The sequence below is a fragment of the Bacillus mycoides genome (assembly GCF_018742245.1).
Taxonomy (GTDB): Bacteria; Bacillota; Bacilli; order Bacillales; family Bacillaceae_G; genus Bacillus_A; species Bacillus_A cereus_U.
Genome location: NZ_CP036132.1, coordinates 3538061 through 3560513, shown reverse-complemented (window position 1 = coordinate 3560513; position 22453 = coordinate 3538061). Strand labels below are relative to the sequence as shown.

Here is a 22453-nt window from a genome sequence, read left to right as displayed (position 1 = left end):
GGTATGAGTAAAATTCGAGTACATGAATATGCAAAAAAAAATAATATCTCAAGTAAAGATCTTATGACAAAACTAAAAGAGATGAATATCGAGGTTTCGAATCATATGACAATGTTAGAAGATGAAGTAGTAAACAAATTAGATAATCAATATAACACTGGAGCGGAAAAACCTTCTGTTGCAGATGAGTTTGAAGTAGAAGAGAAAGTTGTTCGCAGTAAAAAGAACAGCAATAAGAATAAGAAAAAAGGCAAAGCAAATGAAGACAAACGTCAAGATAACTTTGCTGGAAGACAACAAACACAAATAGTGGAAACGCCAGATAAAATCACTTTCTCTGGAAGCCTTACAGTAGGTGACCTTGCTAAAAAGTTAAGCAAAGAGCCATCTGAAATTATTAAAAAGCTCTTCATGCTAGGAATTATGGCAACAATTAACCAAGACTTAGATAAAGATACAATTGAGTTAATTGCAACTGATTACGGTATTGAAGTAGAAGAAGAAGTAGTTGTAAGTGAAACTGAATTTGAAACATTCATCGATGAGCAAGATGATGAAGAAAACTTAAAAGAACGTCCAGCTGTTGTTACAATTATGGGACACGTTGACCATGGTAAAACAACATTGCTTGACTCTATCCGTAATTCAAAAGTAACTGCTGGCGAAGCTGGTGGAATTACTCAGCATATCGGTGCATACCAAGTTGATGTAAATGATAAGAAAATTACGTTCTTAGATACACCAGGTCACGCGGCATTTACAACAATGCGTGCTCGTGGTGCACAAGTAACAGATATTACAATTCTTGTTGTTGCAGCTGATGACGGTGTCATGCCACAAACAGTTGAAGCGATTAGCCATGCGAAAGCAGCTGGAGTACCAATTATTGTTGCTGTGAATAAAATGGATAAACCAGCGGCAAATCCTGATCGTGTAATGCAAGAATTAACAGAATATGAATTAGTTCCAGAAGCTTGGGGCGGAGACACGATTTTCGTACCAATTTCTGCGATTCAAGGCGAGGGAATTGACAACTTACTAGAAATGATCCTTCTTGTGAGTGAAGTAGAAGAATATAAAGCAAATCCAAATCGCTATGCAGCTGGTACTGTAATTGAAGCACAGCTTGATAAAGGTAAAGGAACTATCGCGACATTACTTGTTCAAAACGGTACACTTCGAGTTGGAGATCCAATTGTTGTTGGAACATCATTCGGTCGTGTTCGTGCAATGGTAAGTGATATTGGTCGTCGTGTAAAAGTTGCTGGTCCATCAACTCCTGTTGAAATTACAGGTTTAAATGAAGTGCCACAAGCGGGAGATCGTTTCATGGCATTCGCTGATGAGAAGAAAGCTCGTCAAATCGGTGAATCACGTGCACAAGAAGCGTTAGTTGCACAACGTGGTGAGAAATCTAAATTCAGCCTAGAAGATTTATTCCAACAAATCCAAGAGGGCGATGTAAAAGAAATTAACTTAATTGTGAAAGCAGACGTACAAGGTTCTGTAGAAGCAATGGCAGCATCACTTCGTAAAATTGATGTTGAAGGCGTAAAAGTGAAAATTATTCATACAGGCGTAGGTGCGATTACAGAATCTGATGTTATTTTAGCTTCTGCATCTAATGCAATTGTAATTGGATTTAACGTACGCCCTGATGTGAATGCGAAGCGTACAGCTGAATTAGAGAAAGTTGATGTTCGTTTACACCGTATTATCTATAAAGTAATCGAAGAAATTGAATCAGCAATGCAAGGTATGCTGGATCCAGAATTCGAAGAAAAAGTAATCGGTCAAGCGGAAGTTCGTCAAACATTCAAAGTAACAAAAGTTGGAACAATCGCAGGTTGTTACGTAATAGACGGTAAAATTACACGTGATAGTGGCGTTCGTATTATCCGTGATGGCGTAGTAGTCTTCGAAGGAAAACTTGATACGTTAAAACGTTTCAAAGACGACGTAAAAGAAGTTGCACAAAACTATGAGTGTGGTATTACAATTGAGAGATATAATGATCTTAAAGAAGGGGACATCATTGAAGCATACGTTATGGAAGAAGTGAAGCGATGATTATCGCTTCACTATCATTCGAGTGTATGATTTACGATGTGCATTCTTTAAAAGAGAAACGAGCAATTTTGCAACGTGTGTTAACTCGTGTGAAACAGCGCTATAATGTAGCTGTTTCTGAAGTTGGGCATCAAGATGTATGGCAACGTACAGAAATTGCAATTGTTTCCGTATCCTCAAATCGTGTTGTCTGTGAAAAAGAAATGAATCGTGTACTTGAGTATATCGATTCATTTCCTGAAATTGAACGTACGATAACACATTTGGAATGGTATTGAATGAGGTGAAGAGTTATGAAATTACGTGCGAACCGTGTGGGCGAGCAAATGAAAAAAGAATTAGGCGACATTATCAGTCGTAAAATTAAAGACCCACGTATTGGATTTGTTACAGTAACAGATGTACAAGTAAGTGGAGATTTGCAAATTGCTAAAGTATACATTTCTGTTTTAGGTGACGAAGAACAGAAAGAAAATACATTAAAAGGTTTAGCGAAGGCAAAAGGCTTTATTCGTTCAGAAATTGGCCAACGTATTCGTCTTCGTAAAACACCAGAAATTACCTTTGAGTTTGATGAGTCTATCGGATATGGTCATCGAATTGATACACTTTTACATGAAATTAATAAAGACGGTAAACGTGAAGAATAATGGATAGACATTTGTCTATCCATTTTTTCAATGTAAAATAAGTTTTGCATAATTGCAATTACTATAAAAGAATAACGATGAGGTGAATATATGGAAGGTGTAGTATTATTACATAAGCCAAAAGGAATGACATCACATGATTGTGTGTTCAAATTAAGAAAGATATTACGTGAGAAACGAATTGGTCATACAGGGACACTGGATCCAGATGTAACAGGAGTATTACCTATTTGCGTTGGGCGTGCAACAAAAATTGCGCAATTTTTAACAAGTGAAACAAAAACATACGAAGGTGAAGTGACATTAGGGTTTTCAACAACAACAGAAGATGCTTCTGGTGAAGTTGTGGAGAAACAAGATGTAAATCGTGTCATTACACGTAAAGAAGTAGAAGAGGTACTAGCGGAACTAACAGGGACAATTGAACAAATGCCACCGATGTTCTCAGCTGTAAAAGTTAACGGAAAAAAACTATACGAATATGCAAGGGCAGGACAAGAAGTTGAACGTCCAGTTCGTACAATTACAATTCATGAATTTGTATTACTTGATGAACGTGAAGTTTTTGAAGGAGAAAACATTTCATTTCGTTTCCGTGTAACGTGTAGTAAAGGAACATATGTAAGAACACTAGCAGTAATGATTGGTGAAAAACTTGGATTTCCATCACATATGTCTCACCTTGTAAGAACAGCATCTGGTGAATTTTTACTAGAAGATTGCATATCATTTGAAGAAATTGAAGAAAACGTGCAAAATGGAACAGTAGAGTCTATTTTCATCTCAATTGATGAGGCACTAAGTAAGTTTCCAAAAATGGTTGTAGATGAAAAGCAAGCTGAAAAAATAAAGAACGGTATGTTCTTAAAGAATGAATTAGAAACAACAGCACCATTTATTACAGTATTTGATAAAAATGATCGTTGCTTAGCAATTTATGAGCATCACCCAAAACACCCTGGCATGCTAAAGCCAATGAAAGTACTTGTGAATAATCAAGAACTAAAGCTATAATGAATTATTGGAAGGATTATTACAGAAAAAGGTGAATTCAAGCGTGAAACTTATTCATTTAACTCATCCACATGAACAAAATAAAATAGAATTACCACCTACTGTAATGGCATTAGGATATTTTGATGGCATTCATTTAGGACATCAACGTGTGATTCGAACAGCGAAAAAAATAGCGGATGAAAGAGGATGTAAAAGTGCTGTCATGACGTTCCATCCACACCCATCTGTTGTATTAGGGAAAAAAGAAGCGCATGTGGAGTATATTACACCGATGCGTCTTAAAGAAGAAATCATCGCAAGTTTAGGAATTGATATCTTATATGTGGTGAAATTCGATGAGCCATTTGCTGGATTATTGCCACAACAGTTTGTCGATGAGTATATTATCGGTTTAAATGTAAAGCATGTAGTAGCAGGCTTTGATTATTCATATGGACGTTTAGGAAAAGGGAAGATGGAGACTTTACCATTTCATGCAAGAGGGGAGTTTACACAAACCGTGATCGAAAAAGTTGAATATCAAGAAGAAAAAGTAAGTTCTACTTCATTACGAAAGTTAATTCGAAACGGTGAAATGGAACAAATTCCATCTATTTTAGGGAGAGCTTACACGGTAGAAGGAACAGTTGTACACGGTGATAAGCGTGGACGTCAAATTGGTTTTCCAACTGCAAATGTAGGTTTAAGTGATGAATACCTGTTGCCATCTGTAGGTGTATATGCGGTAAGGTTGAAGGTTCATGATGAATGGCATGATGGTGTATGTAATATCGGATATAAACCAACTTTCAAAGAGAATGAGCGTCAATTATCTATTGAAGTGCATCTATTTGAATTTAATAAAGACATATACGATCAAAGTGTTACAGTGGAGTGGCACATGCGTATAAGAGAAGAAAAAAAGTTTAATGGAATTGATGAGTTAGTTACGCAAATCGCTCAAGATAAAAAGGTCGCCCAAGAATATTTTGCGAGCGTAAAGAATATACTTGCTTTTTCAAATGAAAAGTAGTATTCTATGTTATGTACTTTATGACAACCATTACTTGGCATTGCGACTCACCGATGCTTGCTAGGTAACTGGGGGTTTAATTATTAGGAGGTGAAATAGGATGGCTTTAACACAAGAGCGTAAAAATGAAATCATTGCACAATTTAGAACTCATGAGACTGATACTGGTTCTCCAGAGGTTCAAATTGCTGTCCTAACGGAGCAAATTAACACTCTAAACGAGCACTTACGTACTCACAAGAAGGATCATCATTCACGTCGTGGTCTATTAAAGATGGTTGGTAAACGTCGTAACTTACTTACTTACCTTCGTAATAGCGATATCACACGTTACCGTGAATTAATCACAAAGCTTGGCTTACGTCGATAGTCAAAGAAGCGGGAATATTCCCGCTTTTTTGTTAGGTAAAAATATATCTTCTACTCTTTATAGCTTACTTAATTTTCGGCAATACTAGAGGAAAGAATATTGTGATATACTATCCATTTACATAGAAGAATTGAATATTTTAAATTGAGAGGGGTACTTAAATGAGTCAGGAAAAGCAAGTCTTCTCGATAGATTTAGCTGGTCGTCAGCTAACAATTGAAACAAGTCAGCTTGCAAAACAAGCAAACGGAGCAGTATTAGTAAGATATGGCGACACAGCAGTTCTATCTACAGCAACTGCATCAAAAGAGCCAAAAAATGTAGATTTCTTCCCGCTTACAGTAAACTATGAAGAGCGTTTATATGCAGTCGGAAAAATCCCAGGCGGTTTTATTAAGCGCGAAGGCCGTCCAAGTGAAAAAGCAATTTTAGCAAGTCGTTTAATTGACCGTCCAATCCGTCCACTTTTCGCAGATGGTTTCCGTAATGAAGTACAAGTTGTCAGCATCGTAATGAGTGTTGATCAAGACTGTTCTTCTGAGATGGCAGCTATGCTTGGTTCTTCATTAGCATTATCTATTTCAGATATTCCATTTGAAGGTCCAATCGCAGGCGCGACAGTTGGTCGTATTAATGGCGAGTTCGTTATTAATCCAACAGTAGAACAGCAAGAACAAAGTGATATGCACCTTGTTGTAGCTGGTACGAAAGATGCAATTAACATGGTTGAAGCAGGAGCGGATCAAGTACCTGAAGAAACAATGTTAGAAGCAATTATGTTTGGACACGATGAAATTAAACGTCTAATTGCATTCCAAGAAGAGATTGTACAAGCTGTCGGTAAAGAGAAAACAGCAGTGAAACTTTATGAAGTGGATGCTGATTTGAACCAAGCTGTACGTGAAATGGCTGAGACAGATATGCATTCTGCAATTCAAGTGCACGAAAAACATGCACGTGAAGATGCAATTAGCGTAGTGAAAAAGCGTGTAATTGAGCATTACGAAGCTGAGGAAGCTGATGCTGATACATTAGGACAAGTAAGTGAGATTTTATATAAAATTGTAAAAGAAGAAGTACGTCGTCTTATTACAGTTGAAAAAATCCGCCCAGATGGTCGTAAAGGTGACGAAATTCGTCCTTTAGCATCAGAGGTTGGCATTTTATCTCGTACACATGGTTCTGGTCTATTCACACGTGGACAAACGCAAGCATTAAGTATTTGTACATTAGGTGCATTAGGCGATGTGCAAATTTTAGATGGTCTAGGTGTAGAAGAGTCAAAACGCTTTATGCACCATTATAATTTCCCTTCATTTAGTGTTGGTGAAACAAGACCAATGCGTGGACCAGGTCGTCGTGAAATTGGTCACGGTGCACTAGGAGAACGTGCTCTTGAACCTGTACTTCCATCTGAAAAGGATTTCCCATATACAGTTCGTCTTGTATCTGAAGTATTAGAATCAAATGGTTCAACTTCACAAGCGAGTATTTGCGGTAGTACATTAGCGATGATGGATGCGGGTGTACCACTTAAAGCGCCAGTTGCTGGTATTGCAATGGGTCTAGTGAAATCTGGTGAGCATTACACAATTTTAACAGATATTCAAGGAATGGAAGATCATTTAGGTGATATGGACTTTAAAGTAGCAGGTACTGCAAAAGGTGTAACTGCACTACAAATGGACATTAAAATCGATGGTTTATCTCGTGAGATTTTAGAAGAAGCATTACAACAAGCGAAAGTTGGTCGTATGCACATTCTAAATCACATGTTATCTGTTATCGCTGAACCTCGCATTGAGTTATCTGCGTATGCTCCGAAGATTATTACAATGGCAATTAACCCAGATAAAATTCGTGATGTTATTGGACCAAGTGGTAAACAGATTAATAAAATCATTGAAGAAACTGGCGTTAAAATTGACATCGAGCAAGATGGTACAGTATTCATTTCATCAATTAATCAAGAGATGAATGAAAAAGCGCAGAAAATTATCGAAGATATCGTTCGCGAAGTACAAGTAGGCGAAATCTACTTAGGAAAAGTTAAACGTGTTGAAAAATTCGGTGCGTTCGTTGAATTATTTAGCGGTAAAGATGGACTTGTTCACATCTCTGAACTTGCACTTGAGCGTGTAGGTAAGGTAGAAGACGTTGTGAAAATCGGTGATGAGATTTCAGTTAAAGTTATCGAGATTGACAAACAAGGTCGTGTAAACTTATCTAGAAAAGTATTGCTAAAAGAAGAGCAAGAAAAAGAAGCTGCTAAAGAAGAAGCGGCTAAAGAAGAAAACGCACAAGAGCAACAATAAGTGAAAGCCAGTTTAGCTGGCTTTTTTTGTTATGTAAAAAATGTGATTCATTTAGATTTTTATGTGAGTATAGGTATAGTTTTCATCATAACGCTCAAATTAACAAAGATAAGAAGAAAATGGTTTCTTTTTTATAGTTAATGGGAGGGTTTATATGAAAGCTCGTATATTAGCGTACATATTTATATTTTCTTTATATGTGGGTTTTGGCTCTTATTCCGTTTTTGCGCAGGATAACTTGCATGAAGAAATTCAAAAGCATGTAAAACAGTACGAGATTATGCCGCAAAATGCGATGATTGATAAGATTTGGAAGGCGACGCCTGGGTATAATGGAAAACAAGTGGATATAGAAGCGTCCTATAATAATATGAAGAAAATCAAGAAGTTTGATCAAAAACAACTTGAATTTAAGGAAGTATCACCGAGTGTTCACTTAGAAGATTTACCACCAGCTCCCATTTATCGAGGACATCCAAATAAAAAAATGGTGGGATTAACAATTAATGTGGCCTGGGGTAATGAGTATTTGCCACGTATATTAGAGGTATTGAAAAAACATGATGTGAAGGCGACTTTCTTTTTAGAAGGACGCTGGGTGAAAGAAAACTTACGATTTGCCAAAATGATTGTCGATGCAAATCAAGAAGTAGGAAATCATTCTTACACACACCCTGATATGAAAACGCTGTCTACAGATGAAATACGAGATCAATTACAAAAAACGAATCGAATGATAGAAGCAGCTACAAATCAGAAAGTGAGATGGTTTGCTCCGCCAAGCGGAAGCTTTCGGGATGAGGTAGTAAAAATAGCGGATGATTTCCAAATGGGGACGATTATGTGGACTGTAGATACAATTGATTGGAAGCGGCCAGAACCGGGTGTGTTATTGCAGAGAGTAATGCGAAAAATACATCCAGGTGCTATTGTGCTAATGCATCCTACTTCATCTACAACAGAAGCGCTAGATACTATGATTAAAAATTTAAAGGAACAAGGATATAAAGTGGGGAATATTACAGAATTACTAGATGAAAAACGTGTGGATTAAATACATTTGCATGACATTCATCTCTAAACTTGTTATCATTAAATAATAGCAATTATTTAGAGAAACTGGCATTAGGAGGAAAGTTTTTGATTAAAAAATATACGTGTAAAAATGGTGTAAGAATTGTTATGGAGAATATACCAACTGTACGCTCGGTTGCGATTGGTATATGGATCCACGCAGGTTCAAGAAATGAAAATGAAAAAAATAATGGGGTTTCACACTTTTTGGAACATATGTTCTTTAAAGGGACAGAAACGCGAAGTGCAAGAGAGATTGCAGAATCATTTGATAGCATTGGTGGACAAGTAAATGCTTTTACTTCAAAAGAATATACATGTTACTACGCGAAAGTGCTAGATGAGCATGCTAAATACGCGTTAGATGTTTTAGCAGATATGTTCTTTAATTCAACATTTGATGAGGAAGAACTGAAAAAAGAGAAGAATGTTGTATGTGAAGAAATAAAAATGTACGAAGATGCGCCAGATGATATTGTGCATGATATGTTAACGAAAGCAACATATGAAACGCATCCGCTTGGATATCCTATTTTAGGAACAGAAGAAACGCTTGAAACATTTACAGGTGATACGTTACGTCAATATATGAAAGATCATTACACACCTGAAAATGTTGTTGTATCAATTGCAGGAAATATTGATGAAGCATTTTTACAAACTGTAGAGCAATATTTTGGTAATTACGAAGGAACAACAAATCGTGAACAAGTACATAGCCCAATCTTCCATTTCAATAAAGTAGCACGTAAGAAAGAAACAGAACAAGCTCATTTATGTTTAGGATATAAAGGCTTGCAAATGGGACACGAAGATATTTATAACTTAATTGTATTAAATAATGTTTTAGGCGGTAGTATGAGTAGCCGTTTATTCCAAGAAGTACGTGAGCAACGTGGATTGGCGTACTCAGTATTTTCTTATCACTCTTCTTATGAAGATACAGGAATGTTAACACTTTACGGTGGAACAGGTAGCAAACAGTTAGATACACTGTATGAAACAATGCAAGAAACGTTAAATACGTTGAAAAATACAGGTATTACAGAAAAAGAGCTTGTTAACAGTAAAGAACAATTAAAAGGAAACTTGATGTTAAGTTTAGAAAGTACGAATAGTCGTATGAGCCGTAATGGTAAAAACGAATTGCTTCTTCGTAAACATCGTTCTCTTGATGAGATTATTGAAAGTGTAAACACTGTAACAAAGCAAAATGTAGACGAGTTAATTCGCAATATGTTTACCGATGAATTCTCTGCGGCACTTATTAGTCCAGATGGAAAACTGCCAAAAGGAATGAAACTTTAATCGATTGTGTAATTCATTCGCTTTCGGAAATAACCGTATCTCTTTTATATGAGATACGGTTATTTTTTTTATACATGCAGAATAGGTACTTATTATAGGATAACCTTCATGAAAAGTAGGATAGGGGGAGATTTAATGCGTTTAAGTGAATTAAGTGGCAAAGAGATTGTGGATTTAGAAAGAGCAGAAAAAATGGGAGTTTTAGGTCATGCAGATTTAGAAATTGATGAGAGAGATGGACAAATACAAGCGCTTATTATACCTACTGGGAAATGGGGAGGTTTTAAAAGAGAACAGCAAGAAGTGAGAGTAGAATGGAGCAAAATTAAGAAGATGGGAAATGATATGATACTTTGTGATCTTACGAACCATTCAAGATCGGAGTGAAAGATGACCATTTTGGTTGTCTTTTTTTATCTTTATATAAAGAAGATAAATCATGTGTGCTTTTTGTTTTTCAATCACCTCAAACTCGTACATTACATATGATGTGGAGGAAAAAGAAAAAGTAGGCATTTTTCTTATAAATGAAAGAAAAAGAAGGTGAATTAGAGAATGTTGACTGAGATGCATATTGCTGTCATAGGAGGAGATGCACGGCAGCTAGAAGTAATTCGCAAGCTAGTCGAACTGGACGCGAAACTTTCATTAATAGGGTTTGAACAGTTAGATCATGGCTTCACAGGGGCAGCAAAAGAAAGTATACAAGATTTAAATTTCACTTCTTTAGATGCGATTATTTTGCCGGTTGCAGGGACGAATGCCAAAGGAGAAGTAGATACTATTTTTTCAAATGAAAAAGTTTCCATAACGAAAGAACAAATTGAAAAGACGCCAGAAAACTTTACTATATATTCAGGTATTGGTACACCTTACTTGGAAAATCTCGTATCTACTACAAATCGCAAACTTGTAAAATTATTTGATCGTGATGATGTTGCAATCTATAACTCCATTCCGACCGTAGAAGGTACACTAATGATGGTTATTCAACATACTGATTACACAATTCATGGATCGAATGTAATGGTTTTAGGATTTGGTAGAACTGGTATGAGTGTTGCAAGAGCCTTTCAATCATTAGGAGCACATGTCAAAGTTGGAGCGAGACGTTCGGAACATATTGCTCGTATTACAGAAATGATGTTTTCTCCTTTTCATATGCAAGACATAGAGAAAGAAGTAGGTAATATCGATATTGTTATTAACACAATTCCACATCTCGTTGTAACAGCAAGTGTAATTTCGCGGATGCCAGCTCACACGTTAGTTATTGATTTAGCTTCTAAGCCAGGTGGCACGGACTTTCGCTATGCGGAGAAGCGTGGAGTTAAGGCACTATTAGCACCTGGTCTTCCTGGGATTGTTGCACCGAAAACAGCAGGACAAATATTAGCGAATGTTCTTTCTCAGTTATTAATAGCAGATGCAATCGCAAAGGAGGAGGATGAGAAATGAGTTTGAAGGGGAAACGAATTGGTTTCGGATTTACAGGCTCACATTGTACGTATGAAGAAGTTATGCCACATTTAGAGAAGTTAATTGCAGAAGGTGCAGAAGTACGTCCCGTTGTTTCTTATACTGTCCAATCAACAAATACTAGATTTGGCGAAGGGGAAGAGTGGATTAAAAAGATCGAAGAAATAACAGGGTTTAAAGCAATTAATTCAATTGTCGGAGCAGAACCACTCGGACCAAAAATCCCACTAGATTGTATGGTAATTGCTCCTTTAACTGGAAATTCGATGAGTAAATTTGCGAATGCGATGACAGATTCTCCAGTATTAATGGCAGCAAAAGCGACGCTTAGAAATGGAAAGCCTGTCGTGTTAGCTGTTTCGACGAATGATGCGTTGGGGCTTAATGGGGTAAATCTCATGCGCCTAATGGCTACAAAAGACATCTACTTCGTACCATTCGGCCAAGATGCACCAGAGAAAAAACCGAACTCAATGGTAGCTCGTATGGAGTTACTTGAAGATACAGTATTAGAAGCGCTACAAGGAAAACAATTACAACCTGTTGTTGTAGAAAAATTCAGATATATGAATTAAAAAACGAAAAAAAACGGACAATTTTTGATGAAACCATCATTCTTACTGTAGAATATGATAAAATTAACGTTATTAAGATTAGAAGGGGCATTGTAAGCTCCTTCTAATTCTAAGTTATAGAAGGATTGGTATCTAGAAAGGGGCATAGTGATGGAAAAGCAAAAAACTTTTCATGTCGCTGTAGTTGGAGCAACCGGCGCAGTTGGTGAACAAATGTTAAATACTTTAGAGAAACGAGAATTTCCAATTGGGAAGTTAACGTTACTTTCATCTAAACGATCTGCAGGTAAGAAACTTGTATTTAAAGGCGAAGAATTTACAGTTCAAGAGGCAACTCCTGAAAGTTTTGAAGGAGTAGATATTGCACTATTTAGTGCAGGTGGATCTGTATCGAAACAATTAGCGCCAGAAGCAGCAAAGCGCGGTGCAATTGTTGTTGATAATACAAGTGCATTCCGTATGACAGAAAACGTGCCACTTGTTGTACCTGAAGTAAATGAAAATGATTTAAAAGAACATAATGGTATTATTGCAAATCCAAACTGTTCTACAATTCAAATGGTAGTAGCTCTTGAGCCAGTTCGCCAGCAATATGGTTTAAAACGAGTAATCGTTTCCACATATCAAGCTGTATCAGGTGCTGGTGCGGCAGCTATTGAAGAACTTCATGAACAATCACAAGCAATCTTAAATGGCGAAGAAGTAAAGGCGAATGTTTTACCTGTATCAGGTGACGAAAAGCATTTCCAAATCGCTTTTAATGCTATTCCACAGATTGATAAATTCCAAGATAATGGATTTACATTTGAAGAAATGAAAATGATTAATGAAACGAAAAAAATTATGCATATGCCTGAATTAGAAGTAGCTGCGACATGTGTACGTTTACCAGTTGTATCGGGTCATTCCGAGTCTGTGTACATTGAAGTAGATAAAGAAGGCGTAACAGTAGAAGAAATGAAAAACTTACTTGCAAATGCAGAAGGTATTGTACTGCAAGATAATCCAGCAGAGCAGTTATATCCAATGCCAGCTACTGCAGTAGGTAAAAACGAAGTATTCGTTGGAAGAATCCGTAAAGATTTAAATAATGATAAAGGATTCCATCTTTGGGTCGTATCTGATAACTTATTAAAAGGCGCTGCATGGAATTCTGTTCAAATTGCAGAGCGCTTAGTAAAATTACAATTAGTGTAAACGGCTAAGAGAAGGTGCAAAATATGAAAATTATTGTTCAAAAATTTGGTGGAACATCAGTACGTGATGACAATGGGCGTAAGCATGCGCTTCACCATATAAAAAAATCGTTAGCTGCTGGTTATAAAGTAGTTACTGTCGTATCAGCAATGGGCCGTAAAGGTGAACCGTATGCAACTGATACGTTATTAAGTCTTGTAAATCAAGAGGAATCTAATATTTCTAAACGTGAGCAAGATTTATTATTATCATGCGGAGAATTAATCTCAGCAATTGTTTTCTCTAACATGTTGAATGAGAATGGTATAAAAGCAGCAGCATTAAATGGTGCACAGGCTGGTTTTGTAACGAATGGTGATTTTACGAATGCTAAGATTATTGAAATGAATTGCGATCGTATACATGAAGAGTTAGTAAATGTAGATGTTATCGTCGTTACTGGATTCCAAGGTCAAACGAAAAATGGAGATACGACAACACTTGGTCGCGGAGGTAGTGATACTTCAGCTTCAGCATTAGGTGTTGCGCTTCATGCTGAATATATCGATATCTTCACAGATGTTGAAGGTGTTATGACTGCGGATCCTCGTATCGTAAAAGATGCGCGTCATCTTCAAACTGTAACATATAACGAGATTTGTAACATGGCTTATCAAGGTGCGAAAGTTGTTCATCCGCGTGCGGTTGAAATTGCGATGCATGCAAAAGTACCACTTCGTGTACGTTCTACGTATTCTGATAGTGAAGGTACGCTTATTGCGGCATATGATGGTGCTACAAAAGGGCAGGATGTAGAAGAACGTCCTGTTACAGGGATTGCCCATGTGTCAAATGTAACGCAAATTAAAGTGCTTGCAAAAAAAACTGCATATGATTTACAACAACACGTGTTTAAAGAAATGGCTAATGAAGGGATTAGTGTGGACTTAATTAACATTTCTCCTACCGGTGTAGCTTACACAGTAAAGGATAGTGTATCAGCGCGTGCAGTTGAGGTTTTAAAGCAACTTGGATATGATCCAGTTGTGACAGAGCATTGTGCGAAGGTTTCTATCGTTGGTGCTGGAATGGCAGGTATTCCAGGGGTTACAGCGAAAATTGTCACAGCTTTAGCGGAAAAAGGTATTCAAATTCTGCAATCAGCAGATAGTCATACGACAATTTGGGTTCTTGTAAAAGAAGCCGATTTAGTGGAGGCTGTGAATGCATTACATAGTGCATTTGAGCTTTCAAAAGAAAAGCAACTGGAACAATAAGGAGTGAGATCATGATAGATTTTGGGACAATTGCAACCGCGATGGTAACACCGTTTGATAAAAACGGTAATATCGATTTTGCAAAGACAACGAAATTGGTAAATTATTTAATTGATAACGGTACAACAGCAATCGTGGTAGGAGGAACGACTGGAGAATCTCCTACATTAACATCAGAAGAAAAAGTAGCGTTATATCGCCATGTTGTATCTGTTGTCGATAAAAGGGTGCCCGTAATCGCTGGAACAGGTAGCAATAATACGCACGCTTCTGTTGATTTAACAAAAAAGGCAACTGAAGCTGGTGTTGATGCAGTTATGCTAGTGGCACCGTATTATAACAAACCGAGTCAAGAAGGAATGTACCAGCACTTTAAAACAATCGCTGAAAGCACTCCGCTTCCGGTAATGCTATATAATGTTCCAGGACGATCTATTGTACAAATCTCCGTTGATACAGTTGTTCGTTTATCAAAAATAGAAAACATTGTTGCGATTAAAGATGCAGGCGGCGATGTATTAACAATGACAGAAATCATTGAAAAAACAGCGGACGACTTTGCAGTATACAGCGGTGATGATGGTTTAACATTACCAGCTATGGCAATTGGAGCAAAAGGTATTGTTTCTGTAGCATCTCATGTTATCGGGAATGAAATGCAAGAAATGATTGCTGCATTCCAAGCTGGAGAGTTCAAAAAAGCGCAGAAATTACATCAATTACTAGTAAAAGTAACGGATGCACTATTTATGGCGCCAAGCCCAACACCAGTAAAAACAGCATTACAAATGGTTGGATTAGATGTAGGTTCTGTACGTTTACCACTTCTTCCATTAACGGAAGAAGAAAGAGTAACGTTACAATCTGTAATGCAATCTATTCCTCGTTAATAAAAATGACCTAGTGTGAAACTAGGTCATTTTTATTTTGACTAACTATATGTAAGTGGTGAAAAATAGCTATAGTTAATAGGCTGTAATAAGAAGGAGATGGCAGAGTGTAGGATTAGTTAGAAACGGATTACAGAGATAAGACTTTTTTAGTGAATATCGTTTCATGTTTATGTAAAGAACTCACATGAATATTTTTCCATTAAACTCCTATTACGTAGGGAAAATAGTGAGTATGATATGAAAATCCCCCCCGAAAATTACAGCCTCACTTTAGCGTCTTCTCTTGTCTTTCGCATAATTTAACTTGTGTTCTATTTCTTGTATCAGGTATAATATGGCTAAGTAGCTTAGTACGGGTATGCTTAGCAAAATTGGTAAAAATTACGATTCAATGAAATTTTCATATCATATCGAATAAGATATTTGATTTATATAATGAAAGAGAGGTGAAACCTGGTTTAAAAAATTAACAAGGACATGATATCGCATAACGGTAAGGACATTCGTCTTGGACGGTGAATATATGGTGGTTGTAGAGTTTCCCCTGGTGTCTCTGCAATTTTAGTGAAATCAGTGTTTGCAAGATTTTTAAACCAGGCAACAACATGAAGAGAAAAGAGAATGAGTCTGTTAAAGTATTTGCGCTTGGCGGAGTAGGTGAAATCGGAAAAAACATGTACTGTGTTGAAATTGATTCTGAAATCTTTATTGTAGATGCAGGATTGATGTTCCCGGGAGATGAAATGTTTGGGATTGATATTGTTATTCCTGACATTACATATTTAGTAGAAAATCAAGAGCGAGTAAAAGGACTATTTATTACCCATGGTCATGAAGATCATATTGGTGGAATTGTTTATGTGCTTCGTAAATTATCTATTCCAGTATATGCGACGAAATTAACGGTAGGACTTATACAAGAAAAGCTTGGCGAAGCAGGAATGTTAGGCCGTGTAGACTTAAAAACAATTGACTCGAATTCAACAGTAGAGTTTAATTCAACAACTGTGTCATTCTTCGGAACGACACATAGTATTCCGGATTCTGTGGGTGTTTGTTTCCATACATCAAAAGGTGCTGTAGTATATACAGGAGACTTTAAATTTGATCAAACTCCAATCGGAAATAGTGGAGCAGATATTGGGAAAATGGCGCAAATTGGAAATGAAGGCGTGCTTTGCTTGTTATCTGATAGTACAAACGCTGAACGTCCTGGTTATACAGGTTCGGAAAAAGAAGTTGGTATAGAGATTTCTAAAGTATTCTATAGTTCAGAAGGACGTATTATTGTTGCTTCATTTGCCTCCAATGTACATCGTATTCAACAAGTGTTTGATGCAGCTGCTGAAACTGGAAGGAAGGTAGCAGTAGTAGGACGTAGCATGGTAAAAGTGGTAGATATTGCAAGACGTCTTGGTTATTTAGATGTTCCAGAAGGTATGGTTATTTCATTACAAGAAATAGACAATTTCCCGGAAAAAAAGGTAGCTATTTTAACGACTGGTAGTCAAGGGGAACCGATGGCAGCCCTTTCTAGAATGGCGAAGCAAGCTCACAAACAAATTTCAATTCGTAAAGGTGATACTGTTATTATTGCAGCTTCTCCAATTCCAGGAAATGAAATATCTGTATCAAAAATTATTGACTTGTTATTTAGATCTGGGGCTGAGGTTATTTATTACGGTGAAAGAAAAGTCCACGTTTCAGGTCACGGTAGCCAAGAAGAATTAAAGCTGATGATGAATTTAATGAAGCCAAAGTATTTTGTACCCGTACATGGTGAGTTCCGTATGCAAAAAGCACATGCATATTTAGCGGAAGATGTAGGTATTACGAGAGAGAATATCTTTATCGTAGAAAAAGGTGATGTAATTGCTTTTGGTGACGATGAAGCAAAATTAGTTGGTAAAGTGCAAGCTGGCAATGTTTTAATTGATGGATTAGGTGTAGGTGACGTCGGTAACATCGTTCTTCGAGATAGAAAGATGTTATCTCAAGATGGAATTTTAGTTGTTGTTGTAACACTAGGTAAGGATGAAAAGAAAATAATCTCTGGTCCAGAAATTATTTCACGCGGCTTTGTATATGTTCGTGAATCAGAAGCATTAATCGAACGATCCACAGATATTGTACGTATGATTGTTGAACAATCAATTAAAGAGTATACAATTGAATGGTCTATGTTGAAACAAAATATTCGTGAATTATTAGGGCAGTTCTTGTACGAAGAAACGAAGAGAAAGCCAATGATTTTACCGATTATTATGGAAGTATAAAGAAGGTCACCTTTACAGGTGATCTTTTTCTTTTTTAACCCTATCGAATGAAATTTATAACTTAAGAAATAATAGTTATATACGAGTGAAAGGGGATGCGATATGACAGAACGTGATCGTTATACAAATGAAGAAAAAGAAGCTGAGCCGAAAGAAGTTCCAAAAGAGGCTTCTATAGTGGAGAAAATTCAGCAACTTGGACAGACGAATGTACCACAAATGAATGAATCGCGTATTCATTGCTTAACAATTGTTGGGCAGGTGGAAGGTCATATTCAGTTGCCACCACAAAATAAAACAACAAAATATGAACACATCATTCCGCAAATTGTCGCGATTGAACAAAATCCAAAAATTGAAGGTTTACTGTTAATATTAAATACAGTTGGAGGTGACGTTGAAGCTGGGTTAGCGATTTCTGAAATGGTGGCTTCGCTTTCAAAACCAACTGTATCTCTTGTTTTAGGAGGAGGGCATTCAATCGGTGTACCGATTGCGGTCTCGACTAATTATTCATTTATTGCCGAAACAGCGACGATGACAATTCATCCGATTCGTTTAACAGGTCTTGTTATAGGTGTGCCGCAAACATTTGAGTATTTGGATAAAATGCAAGAAAGAGTCATTCGATTTGTGACAAAGCATTCGAAAGTAACGGAAGATCGTTTTAAAGAGCTTATGTTTGCAAAAGGAAATTTGACGCGAGATATTGGGACGAATGTAATAGGTGGGGATGCAGTGAAGTATGGTCTTATAGATAATGTCGGTGGTATTGGTAGCGCACTTCGAAAATTAAACGAATTAATTGATGAAAGCACGGATAATAGTGCAGAGGGGACAATGCTACAATGATTTTATATACAATTATGCCAGAGCAACTTGTGTATCCGGCTGATTATTCACAATGCGAAAGCCAAAAAGTTGTGAATATAAATGGCGTGGAATTAGTGGTTTCTGAGGAGGATAATCAATGTTACTCTATTGTACGTGTATTAAGTACGAATCCGTCTCACTACCTAGATTTTGAGCCTGGACAGAAAATTACCTTTTAGCAAAAAGAAGGATTTTGTTTAGGAGCTATGGTATAATATACAAAACAAGACGGTTGAGCAGCCATGAGTAGGCTGCTTTCTTCTGTTTATTTAACATTTTACAAGAAGTGTAAAAATAGAAGATATAAAGACCTGAAAAATAGAGAGAAAGACATATAAGTAGAACTTTTTTATAAGGAAGTTGTACTTAATTTTTAGAACACGAGGTGAAGAAATGGCAAAACAAAAGCAAAGAGGGACGAAGGCAAAGGCAAGACGTACGATAAAGCCAACTTTGTATTATGAAATCGTCGGGTTGACTCTTTTTGCACTTTCAATTATTACGATTTTACAGCTAGGTGTTGTAGGTAAATCGTTTGTGTTATTTTTTCGCTTCTTCTTTGGTGAGTGGTACATAATTGGTGTGTTAGGTGTAATAGCTTTATCTGTTGCATTTGTAATAAAGCGTGGATGGCCAAACCTTTTAAATAAACGGTTAATAGGTGTTTATTTAATTGTACTAGCAATATTAATGTTTAGTCATATTACATTATTTAACCTTCTTACGAAAGATGGAGCTGTGCAAAATACTTCTGTAATTGTTAGTACAAAAGATTACTTCTTCCTTGAAATGAAAAAGGGCCCGGATAGTGTCCATTTAGGTGGTGGTATGTTCGGTGCACTGATGTTCGCAACGTGCTACTTCTTATTTGACGAAGTAGGGGCATATATCATTGGAATTATTTTAGTTATTCTTGGAATACTTTGTATAACAAATAAACATATTGGAGAAGTACTTGCTCCGGTAGGGAGAATTCTTAGAAGTCAATTTCAAGTAATGCAAGGGGATTATAAAGATTGGAAATCTCAAAGGGTCGCGGAGCAAACTGAAAAGAAAAAAACAACAAGAAGCAAGAGGCATGAACGTGTTGCTGAACAAGAAGAAGCTATTGAGCCAGTAGAAGAAATAGAAATTGGTCCACCAATTATTTCGAATTTTACTGAGAATTATCCAGTACGTGAAGAGACGGAAAAGCAGATAGAAGAAAATGAGTTAATCACTCCCCCGTTTATTGAAGAGGCAGTTCCGCCTGCGCCAGAAGAACAACTTCAAAAGAAACGAGGAGAAAAAATCGTTGAATCGCTAGAAGGTGAAACGAAAGCACCTCCTATGCAATTTTCTAATGTGGAAAATAAAGATTATAAGCTTCCTTCGCTTGATATATTAAAGTTTCCCCAAAATAAGCAAGTTACAAATGAAAATGCGGAAATTTATGAAAATGCTCGTAAATTGGAACGTACATTCCAAAGTTTTGGTGTGAAAGCGAAAGTAACAAAAGTACATAGAGGTCCTGCAGTTACGAAGTATGAAGTGTATCCTGATATGGGAGTAAAGGTAAGTAAAATTGTTAGTTTAAGTGATGATTTGGCGCTTGCTTTAGCAGCGAAAGACATTCGTATTGAAGCACCTATTCCCGGGAAATCAGCTGTAGGGATCGAGGTTCCGAATTCAGAAGTTTCTATGGTAACGCTGAGAGAAGTTCTTGATTCAAAGGCGAATAACCACCCAGAAGAGAAGTTATTAATCGGTCTTGGACGTGATGTTACAGGAGAGGCTGTATTGGCACGTTTAAATAAAATGCCCCATTTATTAGTAGCTGGTGCGACTGGTAGTGGAAAGAGTGTATGTATTAATGGAATTATTGTAAGTATTTTAATGCGTGCGAAACCGCATGAAGTAAAATTAATGATGATTGATCCGAAAATGGTAGAGTTAAATGTATATAACGGTGTTCCGCACTTATTAACACCAGTTGTAACTGATCCGAAAAAAGCGTCACAGGCTTTGAAGAAAGTTGTGAGTGAAATGGAGCGTCGTTATGAATTATTTGCGCATAGCGGTACGCGTAACATTGAAGGGTATAACGATTATATTAAAGAACATAATAGCCAATCGGAAGCGAAACAACCTGAATTACCATATATTGTGGTAATTGTGGACGAGTTAGCTGATTTAATGATGGTTGCTTCTTCGGATGTAGAAGATGCGATTATGCGTTTAGCACAAATGGCACGTGCTGCTGGTATTCATTTAATTATTGCGACTCAGCGTCCGTCAGTTGATGTTATTACGGGTGTTATTAAAGCGAATATTCCATCGCGTATTGCATTTGCTGTATCTTCCCAAATAGACTCTCGAACGATTCTTGACGGTGGTGGTGCAGAGAAGTTGCTAGGTCGTGGAGATATGTTGTTCATACCAATTGGTGCATCGAAACCTGTTCGTGTACAGGGGGCGTTTTTATCAGATGATGAAGTTGAGAGAGTCGTAGAATCTGTTATTGCGCAGCAAAAAGCGCAATATCAAGAGGACATGATTCCACAAGATGTTCCTGAAACAAAGCAGGAAGTAGAAGATGAATTATACGATGAAGCGGTTCAGCTTGTAGTAGAAATGCAAACAGCATCTGTTTCTATGTTACAACGTAGATTTAGAGTAGGATATACGCGAGCAGCTCGTTTAATTGATGCCATGGAAATGAATGGTGTAGTAGGTCCTTATGAAGGTAGTAAACCAAGGGGAGTACTCATTAAAGATGTGCAAGAAAAAAGTTCTTAAAAAAAGCCTAATTGTTTTTACAATTAGGCTTTTTTATATGCTGTTTTTGTTATATACTATAGTCAATAGAAAAGAAAGTGCTTACATAACGGAGGGCTCTTTAGAATACGAATGCTTATCGTTTTGATTTTCGGAACGTTCGATATTTAATGTAGAAAAATGTTGAATTCTGTTGACACATATGGGAGCAAGTGGTAAGATTACTTCGAAAAGAACCACTACCTCATATAATCTTGGAGATAAGGTCCATAAGTTTCTACCTGGCAACCATGAATTGCTAGACTATGAGGGGAAAAGTGTGTAACAAAGGATGTAAGGAATCTTTGTGCCGAACTTTTTCTCGATATGAGGAATGTTTATGGTGCAAAGTTTTTTTTATGGAATAAAGTGTGAAAATTTCATCTTGAAAAATTATTAATATTTATTCGATAATTACGCTTATTTTTAGTATTTAGTAATTTATACTATGTTGTAAGTTGAAAAAAGAGAAAAGAAGTCTTACATCAGAGGTCGAATAATTGAAATGCGGGGGAGTCTTATGTCAGTAAAATCCGATAGTCGTCACCTATATTTGCGGGTGATTGATCACATCAAAGGAAAAATTAAAGATGGGGCTTACAAAGAAAAACAAAAGTTACCTTCAGAGTTTGATCTAGCGAAAGAACTTGGTGTAAGTAGGGCAACTTTAAGGGAAGCACTACGTATTTTAGAAGAAGAAAATGTTGTTATTCGTAGACATGGTGTAGGGACATTTGTAAATGCGAAGCCGTTATTTTCTTCTGGAATAGAGCAACTTTCTAGTATTACAGATATGATTTCTAGTGTGGGGAAAACACCAGGAACAATCTTTTTATCATCATCTACAACAACTTTAACAGAAGAAGAAAAAGAGAAATTTAATTGTGAAGATGGTTTTAGCGCAGTAATGATTGAACGTGTTCGTACAGCGGATGGGGAACCAGTTGTATATTGCATTGATAAACTAGCAAAAGAGATATTACCAGATTTATCGGGATACAATGAGGAATCGCTGCTTACAGTAATACATAATAATACGCACAAGCGTATCACATACGCAGTTGCTCACATTGAACCGATTGGTTATCACTCGAAAATTTCACCGATTTTAGAATGTGAACCTGAAACGGCACTGCTAGTTTTAAAACAAATGCACTATGATCAAAATGATGAGCCAATCTTATATTCTATTAATTACTTTAGAGCTGATAAGTTTAGCTTCCACGTATTAAGAAAACGTATGTAGGGAAGTTCCTTTTTAGGGAGGTGACAGCAAGAAGTAAGGGACAGCA

The 22453-nt window shown here is 36.8% G+C and carries 20 protein-coding genes and 1 riboswitch; all 20 genes read left to right on the top strand.

Translation table 11 applies throughout. The features are described from left to right. The first annotated feature begins 3 nt into the window (after positions 1-3). Positions 4-2070 carry a translation initiation factor IF-2 gene (gene infB, locus EXW56_RS18095; RefSeq protein WP_002111364.1) on the top strand — a complete coding sequence of 689 codons (2067 nt, stop codon included), beginning with the start codon at positions 4-6 and terminating at the stop codon, positions 2068-2070. Continuing rightward, a complete protein-coding gene (locus tag EXW56_RS18090; protein WP_002088157.1) occupies positions 2067-2348 on the top strand; it encodes a DUF503 domain-containing protein in 282 nt (93 codons plus the stop codon). The genes infB and EXW56_RS18090 overlap by 4 nt, the downstream gene beginning before the upstream one ends. A 15-nt stretch (positions 2349-2363) precedes the next feature. After that, positions 2364-2720, top strand: a complete 357-nt coding sequence (gene rbfA, locus EXW56_RS18085) for a 30S ribosome-binding factor RbfA (RefSeq protein WP_000776437.1) — start codon at positions 2364-2366, stop codon at positions 2718-2720. Between the two features lie 90 nt (positions 2721-2810). Continuing rightward, a complete protein-coding gene (gene truB / locus EXW56_RS18080) occupies positions 2811-3734 on the top strand; it encodes a tRNA pseudouridine(55) synthase TruB (protein WP_002033681.1) in 924 nt (307 codons plus the stop codon). A 43-nt stretch (positions 3735-3777) separates the two neighbouring features. Further along, positions 3778-4749 carry a bifunctional riboflavin kinase/FAD synthetase gene (gene ribF / locus EXW56_RS18075; protein ID WP_002111363.1) on the top strand — a complete coding sequence of 324 codons (972 nt, stop codon included), beginning with the start codon at positions 3778-3780 and terminating at the stop codon, positions 4747-4749. A gap of 100 nt (positions 4750-4849) precedes the next feature. Further along, positions 4850-5119, top strand: coding sequence for a 30S ribosomal protein S15 (gene rpsO / locus EXW56_RS18070; protein ID WP_001229392.1), 270 nt, complete (start codon positions 4850-4852; stop codon positions 5117-5119). Positions 5120-5280: 161 nt separating this feature from the next. Further along, positions 5281-7434, top strand: a complete 2154-nt coding sequence (gene pnp / locus EXW56_RS18065) for a polyribonucleotide nucleotidyltransferase (RefSeq protein WP_215596831.1) — start codon at positions 5281-5283, stop codon at positions 7432-7434. Positions 7435-7588: 154 nt separating this feature from the next. Further along, positions 7589-8488 (top strand): polysaccharide deacetylase family protein, encoded by a 900-nt coding sequence (locus EXW56_RS18060; protein WP_002111361.1) that lies wholly within the window; start codon positions 7589-7591, stop codon positions 8486-8488. An 86-nt stretch (positions 8489-8574) separates the two neighbouring features. Continuing rightward, positions 8575-9816, top strand: coding sequence for a M16 family metallopeptidase (locus EXW56_RS18055; protein WP_002111360.1), 1242 nt, complete (start codon positions 8575-8577; stop codon positions 9814-9816). Between the two features lie 135 nt (positions 9817-9951). After that, positions 9952-10203, top strand: coding sequence for a YlmC/YmxH family sporulation protein (locus EXW56_RS18050; RefSeq protein ID WP_002111359.1), 252 nt, complete (start codon positions 9952-9954; stop codon positions 10201-10203). A gap of 168 nt (positions 10204-10371) precedes the next feature. After that, entirely contained in the window at positions 10372-11274 is a 903-nt protein-coding gene (dpaA, locus tag EXW56_RS18045; RefSeq protein ID WP_002111358.1) for a dipicolinic acid synthetase subunit A, read from the top strand. Further along, positions 11271-11870: a dipicolinate synthase subunit B gene (dpaB, locus tag EXW56_RS18040; RefSeq protein WP_002111357.1), complete on the top strand. Its 600-nt coding sequence runs from the start codon at positions 11271-11273 to the stop codon at positions 11868-11870. The genes dpaA and dpaB overlap by 4 nt, the downstream gene beginning before the upstream one ends. Positions 11871-12020: 150 nt before the next feature. Beyond that, a complete protein-coding gene (gene asd / locus EXW56_RS18035) occupies positions 12021-13067 on the top strand; it encodes an aspartate-semialdehyde dehydrogenase (RefSeq protein ID WP_002014577.1) in 1047 nt (348 codons plus the stop codon). Positions 13068-13090: 23 nt separating this feature from the next. Further along, on the top strand, positions 13091-14323 hold the full coding sequence (gene dapG, locus EXW56_RS18030; protein ID WP_098988372.1) for an aspartate kinase: 1233 nt from the start codon (positions 13091-13093) through the stop codon (positions 14321-14323). Between the two features lie 11 nt (positions 14324-14334). After that, positions 14335-15213, top strand: coding sequence for a 4-hydroxy-tetrahydrodipicolinate synthase (dapA, locus tag EXW56_RS18025; RefSeq protein WP_098988371.1), 879 nt, complete (start codon positions 14335-14337; stop codon positions 15211-15213). Between the two features lie 608 nt (positions 15214-15821). After that, on the top strand, positions 15822-17492 hold the full coding sequence (locus tag EXW56_RS18020) for a ribonuclease J (RefSeq protein ID WP_098988370.1): 1671 nt from the start codon (positions 15822-15824) through the stop codon (positions 17490-17492). A gap of 102 nt (positions 17493-17594) precedes the next feature. Continuing rightward, positions 17595-18344, top strand: coding sequence for a translocation-enhancing protein TepA (tepA, locus tag EXW56_RS18015; RefSeq protein WP_002199549.1), 750 nt, complete (start codon positions 17595-17597; stop codon positions 18342-18344). Next, entirely contained in the window at positions 18341-18544 is a 204-nt protein-coding gene (locus EXW56_RS18010) for a YlzJ-like family protein (protein WP_002111349.1), read from the top strand. The genes tepA and EXW56_RS18010 overlap by 4 nt, the downstream gene beginning before the upstream one ends. 214 nt (positions 18545-18758) lie before the next feature. Next, on the top strand, positions 18759-21143 hold the full coding sequence (locus EXW56_RS18005) for a DNA translocase FtsK (RefSeq protein ID WP_002199550.1): 2385 nt from the start codon (positions 18759-18761) through the stop codon (positions 21141-21143). 203 nt (positions 21144-21346) lie between these two features. Next, positions 21347-21448: riboswitch (purine riboswitch) on the top strand. Positions 21449-21681: 233 nt separating this feature from the next. Further along, entirely contained in the window at positions 21682-22407 is a 726-nt protein-coding gene (locus EXW56_RS17995) for a GntR family transcriptional regulator (protein ID WP_002111346.1), read from the top strand. The last annotated feature ends 46 nt before the right edge of the window (positions 22408-22453 follow it).

What these genes read in the sequence shown, in the direction of transcription:
- infB (WP_002111364.1), top strand. Translation starts at nt 4, where the DNA reads ATGAGTAAAATTCGAGTACATGAATATGCAAAAAAAAATAATATCTCA.
- EXW56_RS18090 (WP_002088157.1), top strand. Translation starts at nt 2,067, where the DNA reads ATGATTATCGCTTCACTATCATTCGAGTGTATGATTTACGATGTGCAT.
- rbfA (WP_000776437.1), top strand. Translation starts at nt 2,364, where the DNA reads ATGAAATTACGTGCGAACCGTGTGGGCGAGCAAATGAAAAAAGAATTA.
- truB (WP_002033681.1), top strand. Translation starts at nt 2,811, where the DNA reads ATGGAAGGTGTAGTATTATTACATAAGCCAAAAGGAATGACATCACAT.
- rpsO (WP_001229392.1), top strand. Translation starts at nt 4,850, where the DNA reads ATGGCTTTAACACAAGAGCGTAAAAATGAAATCATTGCACAATTTAGA.
- pnp (WP_215596831.1), top strand. Translation starts at nt 5,281, where the DNA reads ATGAGTCAGGAAAAGCAAGTCTTCTCGATAGATTTAGCTGGTCGTCAG.
- EXW56_RS18060 (WP_002111361.1), top strand. Translation starts at nt 7,589, where the DNA reads ATGAAAGCTCGTATATTAGCGTACATATTTATATTTTCTTTATATGTG.
- EXW56_RS18050 (WP_002111359.1), top strand. Translation starts at nt 9,952, where the DNA reads ATGCGTTTAAGTGAATTAAGTGGCAAAGAGATTGTGGATTTAGAAAGA.
- dpaA (WP_002111358.1), top strand. Translation starts at nt 10,372, where the DNA reads ATGTTGACTGAGATGCATATTGCTGTCATAGGAGGAGATGCACGGCAG.
- dpaB (WP_002111357.1), top strand. Translation starts at nt 11,271, where the DNA reads ATGAGTTTGAAGGGGAAACGAATTGGTTTCGGATTTACAGGCTCACAT.
- asd (WP_002014577.1), top strand. Translation starts at nt 12,021, where the DNA reads ATGGAAAAGCAAAAAACTTTTCATGTCGCTGTAGTTGGAGCAACCGGC.
- dapG (WP_098988372.1), top strand. Translation starts at nt 13,091, where the DNA reads ATGAAAATTATTGTTCAAAAATTTGGTGGAACATCAGTACGTGATGAC.
- dapA (WP_098988371.1), top strand. Translation starts at nt 14,335, where the DNA reads ATGATAGATTTTGGGACAATTGCAACCGCGATGGTAACACCGTTTGAT.
- EXW56_RS18020 (WP_098988370.1), top strand. Translation starts at nt 15,822, where the DNA reads ATGAAGAGAAAAGAGAATGAGTCTGTTAAAGTATTTGCGCTTGGCGGA.
- tepA (WP_002199549.1), top strand. Translation starts at nt 17,595, where the DNA reads ATGACAGAACGTGATCGTTATACAAATGAAGAAAAAGAAGCTGAGCCG.
- EXW56_RS18010 (WP_002111349.1), top strand. Translation starts at nt 18,341, where the DNA reads ATGATTTTATATACAATTATGCCAGAGCAACTTGTGTATCCGGCTGAT.
- EXW56_RS18005 (WP_002199550.1), top strand. Translation starts at nt 18,759, where the DNA reads ATGGCAAAACAAAAGCAAAGAGGGACGAAGGCAAAGGCAAGACGTACG.
- EXW56_RS17995 (WP_002111346.1), top strand. Translation starts at nt 21,682, where the DNA reads ATGTCAGTAAAATCCGATAGTCGTCACCTATATTTGCGGGTGATTGAT.